The 15,528-nt window shown below is 46.2% G+C and carries 14 protein-coding genes; 4 read left to right on the top strand and 10 right to left on the bottom strand.

Features of this window, described 5'->3' with window-relative positions; all coding sequences use genetic code 11:
- Positions 1-92 precede the first annotated feature (92 nt).
- From rdgC to L1D23_RS13895, 3 genes are all read left to right on the top strand, one after another.
- A complete protein-coding gene (gene rdgC, locus L1D23_RS13905; protein ID WP_239867260.1) occupies positions 93-1,007 on the top strand; it encodes a recombination-associated protein RdgC in 915 nt (304 codons plus the stop codon).
- Positions 1,008-1,171: 164 nt separating this feature from the next.
- Positions 1,172-2,572: a tRNA 5-hydroxyuridine modification protein YegQ gene (gene yegQ / locus L1D23_RS13900; RefSeq protein WP_171341252.1), complete on the top strand. Its 1,401-nt coding sequence runs from the start codon at positions 1,172-1,174 to the stop codon at positions 2,570-2,572.
- Between the two features lie 2 nt (positions 2,573-2,574).
- Positions 2,575-2,829 (top strand): YfhL family 4Fe-4S dicluster ferredoxin, encoded by a 255-nt coding sequence (locus tag L1D23_RS13895; RefSeq protein WP_239867257.1) that lies wholly within the window; start codon positions 2,575-2,577, stop codon positions 2,827-2,829.
- A gap of 54 nt (positions 2,830-2,883) precedes the next feature.
- Here the strand turns inward: L1D23_RS13895 and mepA are convergent, their stop codons facing one another.
- The 7 genes from mepA to queA all read right to left on the bottom strand — a co-directional run bounded on the left by mepA (position 2,884) and on the right by queA (position 9,902).
- On the bottom strand, positions 2,884-3,738 hold the full coding sequence (mepA, locus tag L1D23_RS13890; protein WP_239867254.1) for a penicillin-insensitive murein endopeptidase: 855 nt from the start codon (positions 3,736-3,738) through the stop codon (positions 2,884-2,886).
- 23 nt (positions 3,739-3,761) lie between these two features.
- Positions 3,762-4,094, bottom strand: coding sequence for a DUF1904 domain-containing protein (locus tag L1D23_RS13885; RefSeq protein WP_239867251.1), 333 nt, complete (start codon positions 4,092-4,094; stop codon positions 3,762-3,764).
- 142 nt (positions 4,095-4,236) lie between these two features.
- The gene (secF, locus tag L1D23_RS13880) at positions 4,237-5,184 is read right to left on the bottom strand and encodes a protein translocase subunit SecF (protein WP_239867247.1); all 948 of its coding nucleotides are present in this window, start codon (positions 5,182-5,184) and stop codon (positions 4,237-4,239) included.
- 14 nt (positions 5,185-5,198) lie between these two features.
- Positions 5,199-7,055: a protein translocase subunit SecD gene (gene secD, locus L1D23_RS13875; RefSeq protein ID WP_345779106.1), complete on the bottom strand. Its 1,857-nt coding sequence runs from the start codon at positions 7,053-7,055 to the stop codon at positions 5,199-5,201.
- Between the two features lie 21 nt (positions 7,056-7,076).
- Complete coding sequence (gene yajC, locus L1D23_RS13870) at positions 7,077-7,403, bottom strand: preprotein translocase subunit YajC (RefSeq protein WP_239867245.1); 327 nt, start codon at positions 7,401-7,403, stop codon at positions 7,077-7,079.
- Between the two features lie 164 nt (positions 7,404-7,567).
- A complete protein-coding gene (gene tgt / locus L1D23_RS13865) occupies positions 7,568-8,716 on the bottom strand; it encodes a tRNA guanosine(34) transglycosylase Tgt (protein ID WP_239867241.1) in 1,149 nt (382 codons plus the stop codon).
- A gap of 133 nt (positions 8,717-8,849) precedes the next feature.
- Positions 8,850-9,902 (bottom strand): tRNA preQ1(34) S-adenosylmethionine ribosyltransferase-isomerase QueA, encoded by a 1,053-nt coding sequence (queA, locus tag L1D23_RS13860; RefSeq protein WP_239867238.1) that lies wholly within the window; start codon positions 9,900-9,902, stop codon positions 8,850-8,852.
- Positions 9,903-10,221: 319 nt separating this feature from the next.
- Between queA and L1D23_RS13855 the strand changes: the two genes are divergently transcribed.
- Complete coding sequence (locus L1D23_RS13855) at positions 10,222-10,662, top strand: CBS domain-containing protein (protein WP_239867235.1); 441 nt, start codon at positions 10,222-10,224, stop codon at positions 10,660-10,662.
- 114 nt (positions 10,663-10,776) lie between these two features.
- Here the strand turns inward: L1D23_RS13855 and aceA are convergent, their stop codons facing one another.
- The 3 genes from aceA to L1D23_RS13840 all read right to left on the bottom strand — a co-directional run bounded on the left by aceA (position 10,777) and on the right by L1D23_RS13840 (position 15,410).
- Positions 10,777-12,090, bottom strand: a complete 1,314-nt coding sequence (gene aceA, locus L1D23_RS13850; RefSeq protein WP_239867231.1) for an isocitrate lyase — start codon at positions 12,088-12,090, stop codon at positions 10,777-10,779.
- Positions 12,091-12,216: 126 nt separating this feature from the next.
- Positions 12,217-13,863 carry a malate synthase A gene (gene aceB / locus L1D23_RS13845; RefSeq protein WP_239867229.1) on the bottom strand — a complete coding sequence of 549 codons (1,647 nt, stop codon included), beginning with the start codon at positions 13,861-13,863 and terminating at the stop codon, positions 12,217-12,219.
- Positions 13,864-14,504: 641 nt separating this feature from the next.
- Positions 14,505-15,410, bottom strand: a complete 906-nt coding sequence (locus tag L1D23_RS13840; RefSeq protein WP_029235947.1) for a hydrogen peroxide-inducible genes activator — start codon at positions 15,408-15,410, stop codon at positions 14,505-14,507.
- Between the last annotated feature and the right edge of the window lie 118 nt (positions 15,411-15,528).

Here is a 15,528-nt window from a genome sequence, read left to right as displayed (position 1 = left end):
AACTTTCATCCCACTATTGCGCTGTTGCAATAGGACAAGCACGGCAAAAGTCTTTATGATTGGCCCCTTAACTTCAGGTATAGAGAAAGTGTATGTGGTTTAAAAACTGTCTGGTTTACCGTTTTAACCGAGATATTGAATTCAAAGCAGACGAGCTGGAAAAGCAGCTTGAAGAGTTTCGTTTTACGCCTTGTGGCAGTCAGGACAAACAAAAGTTTGGCTGGGTGACAGCAATGGGTAAACATGGCGACATGATGACTCACGTGTCTGAAAACCGCATTCTGATCTGCGCGAAGAAAGAAGAGAAAATGCTGCCAGCGTCTGTGATCAAAGAATCACTCAATGCAAAAGTTGAGGCGATGGAAGCACAAGAAGGCCGACCTCTGAAGAAAAAAGAGAAAGACAACCTCAAAGATGACATTGTCATGGATTTGCTACCGCGCGCATTCAGCCGCAGCAACCATACCTTTGTTCTTATTCTGCCTAAAGAAGGCTTTATTCTGGTCGATGCCAGCAGCTATAAAAAAGCGGAAGATGTGCTCGCCCTTCTACGTAAAACCATGGGCAGCCTACCTGTCGTGCCAGCCATTCCAGAAAAAGCCGTTGAAACCACATTAACTGAATGGGTCAAAACAGGCGACACTCCGGTTGGGATACAGATGTTGGACGAAGCTGAGCTTAAGTCAGTTCTCGAAGAAGGCGGCGTGATCCGCTGTAAGAAACAAGAACTGACAGCAGACGAAATTCGCAGTCACATCGATGCCGATAAGGTAGTGACTAAACTGGCTCTTTGGTGGCAAGAGCGTATTGAGTTCATTCTGGCAGAAGATGGCAGCATCAAGCGCCTTAAATTCTCAGATGAGCTGAAAGATCAGAATGATGACATTCCTCGTGAAGATCAGGCTGCACGATTTGACGCTGACTTCTCACTCATGTGCGGCGAGTTAAGCGCCTTCCTGCCAAACTTATACGAGTGCTTAGGCGGCTTACCTCACCCTAACGCTTAACCTCCTCTCTAGGTGCTCGACGTGTTCGAGCGCCTACCTGTAATCTCCTTACCTAAGTTATGGACTTTTTTTCTAGTCACTGGTCACGTTTTGGCGTAAAATTTGCGCCCCAATTCCATAAGGTGGAATGGACCTGACTTGAGATCAGACTAAGAGAATTACACATGACTACTGAGAAAGCATTCGTACCTGAGCTACTGTCACCAGCGGGTAGCCTGAAAAATATGCGTTACGCCTTTGCCTATGGTGCAGACGCGGTATACGCAGGCCAGCCTCGTTACAGCCTTCGCGTACGTAACAACGAGTTCAACCACGAGAACCTAAAAATTGGTATCGACGAAGCGCACGCCCAAGGCAAGAAGCTTTATGTGGTATGTAACATCCAGCCGCACAACTCCAAGCTAAAGACATTCATCCGTGACCTAAAGCCTGTGGTTGAAATGGGCCCTGATGCGCTCATCATGTCGGATCCAGGTCTGATTATGATGGTTCGTGAAGCATTCCCAGAGATGCCAATTCACCTGTCAGTTCAAGCCAACGCCGTCAACTGGGCAACAGTTAAATTCTGGGCAGCCAATGGCGTTGAACGTGTGATTGTTTCTCGTGAGCTTTCTCTGGAAGAGATCGAAGAAATTCGCGAGCACTGTCCTGAAACCGAACTTGAAGTGTTCGTTCACGGTGCTCTATGTATGGCTTACTCTGGTCGTTGTCTCCTATCTGGATACATCAACAAGCGTGACCCTAACCAAGGTACATGTACCAATGCATGTCGTTGGGAATACAACGTCGAAAAAGGCAAAGAGAACGACTCTGGCGATATCGTTGAAGCCTTCGATCCTAACGAAGCGCAAGCCGTTGAAGTGCAAGATGAGCGCCCTGAGGCAACACTTGGTCTAGGTAAGCCAACTGATGAAGTGGTATTGCTTTCTGAAAGCCACCGCCCAGAAGAAAAGATGGCGGCATTCGAAGATGAGCACGGCACTTACATCATGAACTCGAAAGATCTGCGCGCCATTCAGCACGTTGAGCGTCTGACTAAAATGGGTGTCCACTCACTCAAGATTGAAGGTCGTACCAAGTCATTCTACTACTGTGCGCGTACCGCTCAGGTTTATCGTAAAGCGATCGACGACGCAGTCGCGGGCAAGCCATTCGATGAAAGCCTGATGACCACACTTGAGAGCCTAGCTCACCGTGGCTATACAGAGGGCTTCCTACGTCGTCATACGCACGATACTTACCAAAATTACGACTATGGTTACTCCGTATCTGATGCTCAGCAATTTGTTGGTGAATTTACGGGTAAGCGCCGCGGCGATCTGGCTGAAGTTGAAGTGAAGAACAAATTCGTGGTTGGCGACAGCCTTGAGCTTATGACACCGAAAGGCAACGTTGTCTTTACCCTCGAAGCGATGGAGAACCGTAAATCACAACCCGTTGATGACGCAAAAGGAAACGGCCACTTTGTCTTCATTCCTGTACCTCAGGACATGGACTTAGAATACGGTCTGTTAATGCGCAATCTTAATAATGGTCAGGATACCCGTAACCCAACAGGTAAATAACCATGGCGTTGTTGATCACGGATAAGTGCATTAACTGTGATATGTGTGACCCAGAGTGCCCAAACGGCGCGATTACCATGGGTGACACTATCTTTGAGATCGACCCCGATCTTTGCACTGAATGTAAAGGCCACTATGAGAAGCCGACCTGTCAGTCGGTGTGCCCAATCACCAAGTGCATCATCACTGACCCAAATCATGTCGAGACTGAAGAAGAGTTGTTAGAAAAGTTCGTCATCATCCAAGGGTTATCCTAAACAGAAAATGCCGCTCCACTGAGCGGCATTTTTTATTCAATTGAGCAATCCTGCTTAAATACTTTCCAGCAGTTGCTGACATTCCACCGGCATCACTCTCATTTTTTTCTTCTTCGGTTTACTTACTGCGACTTTTGGCGCGGCAGGTTTAGGCTGTGGTTTCCAACTGGCCAACTCAGCGCCACATCCGTCGCCTTTCGGCGGCGCAGCCTGTGGTTTGCACGCGCTGCTACCCTCTGGACACTTGAGCCTGATATGCATATGATAATGGTGACCCCACCACGGTCTTACTTTTCTCAACCAGCCCCGCTCTGCTGGTACTTCCTGTGTGCACAGTTTTTCTTTGATGACAGGGTGAACGAAAATGCGTGCAACTTCCTCATCACTTGCCGCCATTTTGATCAATTCGAAGTGGCGCTGGTCCCAGTTTCGTTTGACTAACTGATACTGCTGGAGATTGACCACGCTCATTGGTTCAGGCTTACTCAGTTGCTGAGAAGAAAGCTTGTCATCAGCCAGCTTGAGCCAAATATCAATATCCAACCCTGTCTGATGGCTCGAATGCCCAGAAGAGAAGCGCCCCCCCTGAGGTAATGAGATATCACCAATCAGAATACGAGTGTTAAGACGCTGCGCAGCCAGAGCGGCTAAACGCTGAACAAAACTAACAGCCTGCGGGTGAGCATAGTAACGTTGTCGCTGGCTACGTAATACTTGGTAGCCCTCTCCTTGGAGAGGCAGTGCCGCCGCGCCTGCAAGACAACCGTTGGCATAGCTACCAATCGCTTGAGGAGATTGCGTCGAAGGTGATTGGATCTTCTCCCAGGGGCTGGCCTGAAGTGAAGAGGTAAAAAGGAGACATACCGCGAGACCAACATGCTTCAACCATCCTTTGATCGCCAATCCCATGAACTATCTCCTAACGTTTCTGTTTAGTAATGCTCACCATTGTCGTAGTAGGATTTGGCTTCCAGAGCGGTAAAAATCACCGCGACATCCACATCTTCGCCAATCATCCCACGCACTTGCTGAGTAATAATCGCAGCGACAGCATCCTGAGTTTGCTGCCCACGATCAAACCACAATACCTCAACAAACGGATAGGCCTGACTCACCTCACCTTCATGATAAAACGTAGTGTAGATGTACTCGAATGTGAAATCTTCACGAGGGCAATCCATGTGTGGCTGTAACTCATCAATCAGAGATTTTGATAAAGTTTGAACCGTTTGCGGCTCGACAGCACGAAAACGTAAATGTGGCATAGCTTGCTTCCTTAATTGTATTTTTTATCTATCATAACAACTCCGATGACAATGTCTTGTACCGAACGGGGTCTTAGTATCGCTCTATAAAACAAAAGGCCGCTGAACAGTCAGCGGCCTTTTTCATAGCATACGTTTTGCCTTATGGCATTTCGTCAAATTCTGCGCCTTCTTTCTCAACTTGAGGAGGCATCAGGTGTTCTTTGGTGATACCCAGTTTCAATGCCAGTGCCGAAGCCACATAGATTGAAGAGTATGTACCCACAGTGATACCCAATAGAAGTGCGGTAGCGAAGCCATGAATCATAGCACCACCTTGCGTAAACAGGGCAATCACCACAAACAAGGTAGTACCAGATGTAATCAAGGTACGGCTCAACGTTTGCGTGATTGAGCTGTTCATGATTTCAGCAGGTTCGCCTTTGCGCATCTTACGGAAGTTTTCACGGATACGGTCAAATACAACAATGGTATCGTTAAGCGAGTAACCCACTACCGTCAGCAAGGCTGCCACAATCGTCAGGTCAACCTCGATTTGCATCAATGAAAACACACCTAGCGTAATGATAACGTCGTGTGCCAGAGCAAGTACCGCACCAGCTGCTAAACGCCATTCGAATCGCACCGAAACGTAGATCAAGATACAGATCAGGGAAACTAGGATCGCTAAACCACCAGCTTCCGTTAGCTCGTCACCCACATTCGGGCCAACGAACTCGATACGACGCATTTCTACATTTTCACCCGTACCGTCTTTGATTGCACTTAAGATCTGGTTTCCTAGTGTTTCACCTGCCACATTATCACGAGGGCGCAGGCGAACCATCACATCACGGGCACTACCAAAGTTCTGTACCGTGGCATCGCCAAAGCCTTTCGCATCGAGGGCACTACGGATCTCTTCCAAATCAGCTGGCTGCTCAAAGCCAACTTCAATCAGCGTACCGCCTGTAAAATCTAACCCCCAGTTCAACCAATTGGTAGACAGAGTAAAAATCGATGCACCAATCATCAGCACCGACAATAGGAACGCAAACTTAGACCAACGCATAAAGTCGATCATTTTGTCTGCTTTTAGAATCTGAAACATAATAATTCCTAGCCTTAGATCGACAGTTTGTTGATGCGCTTACCACCGTACATCAGGTTCACGATACAACGTGTACCAATGATGGCAGTAAACATAGACGTTAAGATACCGATAGACAGTGTCACCGCGAAGCCTTTGATTGCACCCGTACCTACTGCAAACAGGATTATTGCGGTAATCAAAGTGGTGATGTTGGCATCGGCAATCGTACTGAATGCGTTCGCATAGCCTTGATGGATCGCCTGCTGAGGGTTTCTTCCGTCACGTAACTCTTCACGTATCCGTTCGAAAATCAATACGTTAGCATCGACTGCCATACCGACCGTCAGAACAATACCGGCAATACCAGGCAAGGTCATCGTCGCGCCCGGAATCATCGACATCACACCGATAATCAACACAAGGTTAGCCATTAGCGCTACGTTGGCAATCAAACCAAACTTACGATAGTACATTAGCGTAAACAGCATGACCGCTACCATACCCCAAATCATCGCCTGAATACCCATATCGATATTCTGTTGCCCCATAGAAGGACCAATGGTTCTTTCTTCAACGATAGAAATTGGCGCAATCAGAGCACCTGCGCGAAGCAATAACGCTAAGTTGTGTGCTTCAGCAGCGGAATCAATACCTGTGATACGGAAGTTACGCCCCAAGGCAGATTGAATTGTCGCTTGGTTAATTACTTCTTCATGCTTAGTAAGAATGACTTTGCCTTCTGGAGTACGACGACCACTGTCTTTATACTCGGCAAATACCGTTGCCATCAACTTGCCAATGTTCTTCTTCGAGAACGCAGACATCTTGTTACCACCTTCGCTATCTAGCGAGATGTTAACTTGAGGGCGGCCATATTCATCCACACTTGAGCTCGCATCTGTGATGCTAGAACCACCTAGGATTACACGTTTTTTAAGCACAACTGGACGACCATCGCGGTCTTGCTTGATTTCACTGCCCGCTGGCGCTCGGCCTCTTGCTGCAGCTGCGAGATCCGCTTTATCATCGACTTCGCGAAATTCAAGTGTTGCTGTCGCACCCAGAATTTCTTTCGCACGTGCCGTATCCTGAACACCTGGCAGTTCAACAACAATACGGCTTGCACCCTGACGCTGAACAAGTGGCTCAGCCACACCCAGTTCGTTTACACGGTTACGCAGAATAGTAATGTTCTGCTCAACAGCGTAGTTACGAATCTCAGTAAGGCGTTGCTCTGTAAAAGTAGCAGTCAAGGTGAAACGGCCATCTGCATCTGAATCAACAAACGTCATATCAGGATGATTTTGTTGCATTATGCGTTTAGCGTCCGCAAGCTGAGTTTCGTTGCGTAAGCGAATTTCCACCGCATCTTTACCCAAAGTGCGAATCGTACGGTAGCGAATATCCGCTTCACGTAGTTCACTACGGAAAGCTTCTTCCTGTTGGCCGACCAGTTTCTCCATCGCAGCGTCCATATCTACTTCCATCAGGAAGTGAACACCACCGCGCAGGTCAAGGCCGAGCTTCATTGGCGCAGCGCCAACCGCTTCTAACCAATCAGGGGTAGCAGGAGCTAGGTTGAGAGCAACAATTTTGTCTTTACCTAGCGCTTCATTGATCACATCACGAGCACTGATCTGAGTGTCGGTATCGTTGAAGCGTACAAGAATGGATCCATTTTCGAGAGCAATGGATTTATGAGATAAGCCCTTTTCATCAAGAGCTTCGGTGACAGAATCCAGCGTTGACATATCTACAGAGGCGCCACGCGCCCCTGTAACTTGAATTGCCGGATCTTCACCGTAGATATTTGGAAGTGCATACAATGCTGCGATAGCGATGGTAAGCACCACCATCAAGTACTTCCATAACGGATAGCGGTTAAGCACAGCGAGGATCCTTTAGCTGTTTTATAGAGACTTCAGCGTACCCTTTGGTAGCACTGCAGTAACGAAATCTTTCTTGATAACAACTTCGTTATTCGTGTTTAGCTCGATTGAGATGTAGTCGTTGTCTTCTGCAATCTTAGTGATTTTACCCACTAGGCCGCCGCTAGTCAGAACTTCATCACCTTTGCCCATGGAAGACATTAGGCTCTTATGCTCTTTTACACGCTTAGCTTGTGGGCGGTAAATCATGAAGTAGAAAATTACCGCGAACATACCAAGCATGATTAGCATTTCGAAACCGCCGCCTGCTGGTGCACCTTCTGCTGCGTAAGCTGGAGAAATAATCATTAAAACAATCCTCTATTATTTTTTATTAATATTCCAAGTTGGGCTTACGCCGTTGAGTTTCAAGAAAAAGAATGACTATTAGAGATCACTCTCTCAAAAATTCACTGCGTCTGCCTACTTTATTAGCAAAAGCCTCTGGCGAGATGCCAAAGGCTTTAATTCTTTTATTTAGTCAATGACTGCTCTTTCGCCAGTGGTGGCACTTCGCGACCACGACGTTCATAGAACTCTTTGACGAATTCATCAAAGCGATCTTCATCAATCGCCTGACGAATACTTTCCATCACACGCTGGTAGTAACGCAAGTTGTGAATAGTATTCAGGCGAGCACCTAGAATCTCATTACAACGATCTAAGTGATGCAGATACGACTTAGAGTAATTCTGACAAGTGTAACAGTCACACTCTGGATCCAATGGTGTTGTATCCGTTTTATGTTTCGCATTACGGATCTTGATCACACCACCTGTCACAAACAGATGGCCATTACGGGCATTACGCGTTGGCATTACGCAGTCAAACATATCAATACCACGGCGTACACCTTCTACTAAATCTTCTGGTTTGCCAACCCCCATTAAGTAACGAGGTTTGTCTTCAGGAAGCTGTGGACAGGTATGCTCAAGAATACGGTGCATATCTTCTTTGGGTTCACCAACAGCCAAACCACCGACCGCGTAGCCGTCAAAACCGATTTCGGTCAAGCCTTTCACCGAGACATCACGCAAATCTTCGTAAACACCACCCTGAACGATACCAAATAGGTTGTTCTGGTTTTCCAGCTTATCGAAATGGTCGCGTGAGCGCTGAGCCCAACGCAGCGACATTTCCATCGACTTTTTCGCTTCTGCATGTGTCGCTGGGTATGGGGTACATTCGTCAAAGATCATCACAATGTCAGACCCAAGGTCTTTCTGAATTTCCATCGACTTTTCTGCGTCCATGAAAATCTTGTCACCGTTTACAGGGTTACGGAAATGTACGCCTTCTTCAGTGATTTTACGGATGTCACCTAAGCTAAATACTTGGAAACCGCCTGAATCTGTCAGGATAGGGCCGTGCCAGTTCATAAAATCGTGCAAGTCGCCATGCATTTTCATGACTTCCTGACCCGGGCGTAACCAAAGGTGGAAAGTGTTGCCAAGAAGAATTTCAGCGCCTGTGCCTTTCACTTCTTCAGGCGTCATACCTTTAACAGTGCCGTAAGTACCAACAGGCATAAAAGCAGGTGTCTGAACAGTACCACGCTCAAAGGTCAGCTGACCACGACGTGCAACACCATCTTTCTTCTTAAGATCAAATTTTAACTTCACGAAGCCTCCAATTGTCAGAGAAACAGTCTGACTTTAAGTTCAGAGCTTTAAGCTCTATGAGGAGCGGTCGCCTTCCATGCGAGAAACAAATCACTGCTTCCTAGCTTACTGCTAGCACTCGTAAACAACTAAATTATAATGTTTTCTTTTTAATAAACATTGAGTCACCATACGAGAAGAAACGGTATTTATTCTCTACGGCGTGTTTATAGGCGTTCATTGTATTTTCATAACCCGCAAATGCGCTGACCAACATAATCAGTGTTGATTCTGGTAGATGGAAGTTAGTGATCAAACAATCCACTAACTGATATTCGTAACCTGGGTAGATAAAAATTTCGGTATCACCAAAAAATGGCGCAAGCTCAGTGCCTTTTTTCAATGCATCCTGCGCAGCACTTTCTAGTGAACGAACCGATGTTGTACCCACTGCTATGATTCGACCATTACGCGCTTTGGCTGCCTTAATCGCATCGACCACTTCTTGTGGTACTTCCACATACTCTGCGTGCATGTGGTGATCGTTGATGTTGTCGACCTTAACCGGTTGGAATGTACCTGCGCCTACGTGAAGCGTCACATAAGCAAACTCAGCACCTTTCGCTTTCATCTTTTCAAGCAAAGCTTCATCAAAATGCAAACCTGCTGTTGGCGCCGCTACTGCGCCCGGTTTTTCGTTGTAGACCGTTTGATAACGCTCTTTATCTGAGTCTTCATCAGGGCGATCGATATAAGGAGGAAGCGGCATATGGCCAATCTCTTCCAATACCGCTAAAACGTTTTGTTCTGCATTAAATTTCAGTTCAAACAAGGCATCATGGCGGGCAACCATTTGTGCTGAGTACTCGTCGTTCTCACCAATGAAAATGGTTGAGCCCGGTTTAGGAGATTTAGAACAGCGCACATGAGCCAGAATACTTTTTTCATCCAGCACACGCTCCACCAATACTTCCAGCTTACCACCTGACTCTTTACGGCCGAACATACGCGCTGGAATCACACGAGTATTATTGAAAACCACGAGATCGCCCGGCTGTATTTGCTCAAGCACATCGATAAACGTGCCATCGTTAAGTTTACCGCTGTTGCCGTCGAGTTGAAGCAAGCGGCTAGCAGTACGCTCTGGCTGAGGGTAACGAGCAATAAGCTCATCAGGTAAGTCAAAGTGGAAATCGGATACTTGCATGTTACTAATCTTTTGTCGTGATTTCTTAATGTCGTGATGGAAGTCGAACTGATTCTGTCACAAACAGACGACGAGTTTTTCGCAGCCGACTAGTATATTCCCCACCAGCTCAATAGCAAGGATTGAGGTGTGAATTATTGTAATCCGTATTGAATTAATTTGAGTGAGCAAGAAGGCTGTAAATCTGGCTGGATTCTCTGTACACAATTCGCCACATTATTTTCAAGGTTATCGGAATGAAAATCTATCCAGCTCTCATACTGCCGAGCAGAAAGTTACTATATTAAGAGAGAACAAAACAATAACTCAGGAGGCAGCCATGATAAAAGTCGAAGATATGATGACGCGCACCCCTCATACGTTACTGCGCTCACACCAACTTGCCGACGCTAAACACACCATGGAAGCACTAGATATTCGCCACGTCCCCATCGTCGATGCTAATCAGCAATTACTAGGCGTGGTTTCTCAACGTGACGTGTTGGCCGCACAAGAATCAAGTTTACAAAAAATTCCCGAAAATCAGTCATACACCTTAAACACACCACTGTATGAAGTAATGAAAACCGGTGTCATGACAGTTTCTCCTCAAGCTGGGTTGAAAGAAAGCGCCATCTACATGCAAAAACACAAGGTTGGCTGTTTACCTGTGGTAGAAAAAGGCCAGTTAGTCGGTATCATCACTGACAGTGACTTTGTTGCCATCGCTATCAATTTGCTAGAGCTGCAAGCAGAAGTTGAACCTGAAGAAGTTGAGTGATAGAAAAAAGAGCGACTTAATGTCGCTCAAAGCATGTCAAAGTTTATGCCTAAACAGAATATCGATGACCGAAGGCTAGTAAGTAAGAGCCTTGGTCATCATGACAGGGATACTTTAGAACTGATCCTCTTCGGTTGAGCCAGTCAGAGCCGTGACTGATGAGTTACCACCTTGGATGGTGTTGGTCATCTTATCGAAGTAACCTGTCCCCACCTCTTGCTGGTGAGCAACGAAGGTGTAGCCTTTCTCTGCTGCTTGGAATTCAGGGCGCTGTACTTTCTCAACGTAGTGGCGCATACCCTCACCTTGTGCGTAGTCATGCGCAAGTTCGAACATGTTGAACCACATATTATGAATACCCGCTAGTGTGATGAACTGGTACTTGTAGCCCATGTCAGATAGCTCTTGCTGGAATTTAGCAATGGTTTCTGCATCCAAGTTCTTCTCCCAGTTGAAAGAAGGAGAACAGTTGTACGCAAGCAGCTGGTCTGGGTATTCAGCGTGAATCGCTTCTGCGAACTTACGCGCTTCTTCCAGACACGGAGTTGCCGTTTCACACCAGATAAGGTCAGCGTATGGTGCGTAAGCTAGGCCGCGAGAGATAGCTTGGTCAATACCTGCACGTACACGGTAGAACCCTTCTTGAGTACGCTCACCGACAATGAAGTCTTTATCGTACGGATCGCAGTCCGAAGTCAGTAGGTCTGCCGCGTTTGCATCCGTACGAGCAATAACCAGTGTAGTGGTGCCTGCTACGTCAGCTGCTAGACGTGCAGCAACTAACTTCTGCACTGCTTCTTGAGTCGGAACCAGAACCTTACCGCCCATGTGACCACATTTCTTCACGGATGCTAGCTGATCTTCAAAGTGAACACCTGCCGCACCTGCGTCAATCATCGACTTCATTAGCTCGTAAGCATTGAGCACACCACCAAAACCGGCTTCGGCGTCTGCAACAATTGGTAGGAAGTAATCGATACCGCCTTCATCTGCAGGAGACTTACCGCTTGACCATTGAATCTGGTCTGCGCGGCGGAATGAGTTGTTAATGCGCTTAACCACAGAAGGTACTGAGTCAACTGGGTAAAGTGACTGGTCAGGGTACATGGTCGATGCAGTATTGTTGTCAGCCGCTACCTGCCAACCCGATAGGTAAATCGCTTCAATACCCGCTTTCGCTTGCTGCACCGCTTGACCACCTGTCAGTGCACCCAAACAGTTTACGTAGCCTTTCTTAGCATCACCGTTGACCAAAGACCACAGTTTGTCTGCACCGCGCTGTGCGATTGTGTTGGCTGGCACCATCGAACCGCGCAGTTCTACGACTTCTTCTGCTGTATATGGACGCTTTACGTTTTTCCAGCGTGGGTTAGTTGCCCAGTCTTTTTCAAGAGCTTCGATTTGTTGGCGGCGAGTTAAATTAGTCATCGGTCTATCCCTCTTTTGATGTGCGCTGCTATTTGTTGACAATACGGGCGCTGTTTTTATTTTTCTCTGGCGGTACATCCATCTCCGCCTCGGAATGTTCACGTTACTGATGTTGTTATTGATTCATTAGTCCAGATAGTCATAACCTGGAATGGTTAAAAAGTTCGTGAGTTCGTCGCTGGTGGTCAATTTGGTCATCAGTTCAGCCGCTTCTTCAAAACGACCCGACTGATAACGCTCATCTCCAACTTCTTCTTTCACGACGTCAATTTCTTCACTAAGGTACTGCTCAAACAAGGCTTTGGTTACCACCTGACCATTGTCGAGCGATTTTCCATGCTGAATCCATTGCCAGATCGACGCTCGGGAGATCTCTGCCGTCGCGGCATCTTCCATCAAGCCGTAGATAGGGACACAGCCATTGTCAGAGATCCAAGCTTCAATGTACTGAAGTGCTACTCGAATATTGTGGCGCATGCCCTGCTCTGTTCGTTCTCCTTGGCAAGGCGCGAGCAGATCATTGGCAGTAATTGGCGCATCGTCTGAACGAGAAACATCAAGTTGATTGGTTCTCTCACCCAGAACACTACCAAACACTTCCATTGCTGTATTGGCCAATCCAGGGTGAGCTACCCAAGTACCGTCATGGCCGTTATTTGCTTCCAGTGATTTATCGTTTTGAATTTTGTCGAGAACCTTTTGATTCTCCTGTGGATCTTTTGCTGGAATGAATGCTGCCATTCCCCCCATTGCAAATGCACCACGACGATGACAAGTACGGATAAGTAAACGCGAATAGGCATTGAGGAACGGCTTATCCATGGTCACAACCTGACGGTCCGGAAGGACACGATCTGGGTGCTTTTTCAGTGTTTTGATATAGCTAAATATGTAATCCCAGCGACCGCAGTTAAGACCAACAATATGTTCTTTAAGCGAAAATAGGATTTCATCCATTTCAAACACGGCTGGCAGTGTTTCAATCAGCACGGTGGCTTTGATAGTACCTGTGTCTAGGCCAAAGTAATCCTCAGTAAAATGGAACACTTTGCTCCACCACTGCGCTTCTTTATACGATTGCAGTTTTGGTAGGTAGAAGTAAGGGCCGCTGCCCTTTTTCATTAGCGCTTTGTAGTTATTGTAAAAATAAAGCGCAAAGTCGAATAAAGCTCCAGGAATGATCTCACCATTAAACGTCACGTGTTTTTCTTTTAGGTGTAAACCACGCACTCGGCAGATCAAAACCGCTGGATCATCCTTCAACTCATATTGCTTACCATTAACTGGGTTGGTGTAACTGATGTTGCCCTCTACCGCGTCACGCAGGTTGATTTGACCATCTAACACCTTATCCCATGCGGGGGACATCGAGTCTTCAAAGTCCGCCATGAACACTTTCACGTTCGCATTCAGCGCATTAATTACCATTTTACGGTCAGTAGGACCGGTGATTTCTACGCGGCGGTCTTGCAGATCTTGAGGGATCCCGAGAATTTTCCAGCTACCTTCTCTGATATCTTGTGTATCTTCGAGAAAGTCTGGCAGCTCCCCAGCATCGATACGAGCTTGCTTTTCTTCACGCTGAGCAAGCAAGGTATCGGTCTCGCTGGCAAACTGAGCACACAGAAGAGATAAAAAGGTTTGGGCTTCAACAGGGAAAATCGCCTGATGTTCTGGTGAAAGGGTACCAGTCACTTCAAGCATGCCTTCTTGGTGTAAAGTTTCTTGGGCTTCAGCTGTTGTTTTTTCTCTATCTGGTGTGTTGGCAAGCATATTCTCTTCCTTTAACGCTCCGATACAACGACGATGTTTTGGGGTTGTATCAGTGGTTGCTCGAATTTTCGAAGAGTTACATTTGTAACTATAAAACAACAATCAAACATCCTAATTGATTACTATCTTCTTCGTTTATTTTGTCTTGTGAACTCTACCTTGGCTAACTTGGTTTGCCTTTTCAATCTAGACATAAGTCTTACAGAGCCTTCATTTAAACTACACCAACATGCGGTAGAGCAAAAGTCCTAAAGTAGCCTATCGACTAAATTCAAAGTTTTATTCCGCTGCCCATAAGTTGTTGATTTTGATCACCAAAATGTAATCAGTTACGTAATTTAATTACAGTAAAATTAGAGCTGTAAAACCGTTTCAAACACGCGTTTAACTTACGAGTAAATCAGGCATCGCTTTATCAGACAGGGGATTTCGTGGCTATTACGGAGGCGGGTCAAACAGAGTGTTTTTAGTGAGCTGTAAAATTGACACTGTGAAATTTCACAATTTAATGAAAGCTTCATCAAGATTTCTTTGTAAAATTTTACAAGTTAAAGTTCACCAACAGAATAAAATGCTAAAAAGCACACTAAAACTAGTGTGCTTTGGGAAGGTATCATCGAGATTTGGTCTAATACTTATCGCTAAAGCAGCTCTGACACGACTTGTGCCAGTTGATTAAAAGTATTCACTCTTGAAGAACTAGGGCGCCAAACTAGCCCAATATGGCGGTGTGCTTGCTGCCCAGGAGCATCAACAACCACTAAGTTCTGGTTATCAATCAACCCGTGATCGATTGCCATCTGGGGGATAAAGGTGGTTCCTAACCCATTGGCAACCATCTGAACCAAGGTATGTAAACTGGTTGCCGAGAATGGGTTAATCTTCTCTTTCTTAGTCAGCTGGCAGGCAGAAACGGCATGTTCTGTTAGGCAGTGTTCTTTTTCCAGTAAGAACACAAACTCATCAGGTAAGTCATCGTACTTAATCGGGGTCTGAATCGCGTCGGCCTGATTACGACTGATGATCATCCGAAATGGATCATTACCGACGATTTTGCTTTCCATGCCATCTATATCAACTGGCAAAGCTAAGATAAGTACATCTAATTCACCGTGGCGCAGCGCCGCTAGTAAATTGGTTGTGGTGTCTTCTCTTAGCAGTAAATTCAGTAAAGGGAAGCGCTGGTTCACTTCCTGCACCAAATCACAGAGTAAAAAAGGCGCAATGGTTGGAATACAGCCCACACGCAATTGCCCTTCCATTTCATCGCCCTGACAAAGACGACCAAGTTCCACCAGATCTTGTCCTTTTGCCAGAAGTTCACGCCCTTGTTGGACAACTTGCTCTCCTGCCAGTGTAAACACTAACGGGCTTTTCTTATCTTTCTTCTCATAGAGAGGACAACCAATTAGCTCTTCGAGGTTTTGAATACCTTTACTGAGTGTTGACTGACTCACGAAGCACCGTTCCGCCGCCTCACTAAAGTGGCGTGTTTCGTGAAGGGTTATCAAATAATGTAATTGCTTGAGGCTAGGCCACTTATTCATAATTCTATATGTAACTACTGCTCATCTAGTGATCAAGATAATGGTTTAGCATTATCGCTTTTTTCGATTAACTCAATCTATTTATTTCGCTTTTTTCCATACTACAATCTGTACTATA

It is taken from the genome of Vibrio sp. Isolate24, assembly GCF_022398215.1.
GTDB classification, from domain to species: domain Bacteria; phylum Pseudomonadota; class Gammaproteobacteria; order Enterobacterales; family Vibrionaceae; genus Vibrio; species Vibrio coralliilyticus_A.
Note: the sequence above shows the minus strand (reverse complement) of the source record. Positions and strands in the feature narration are given on the sequence as shown.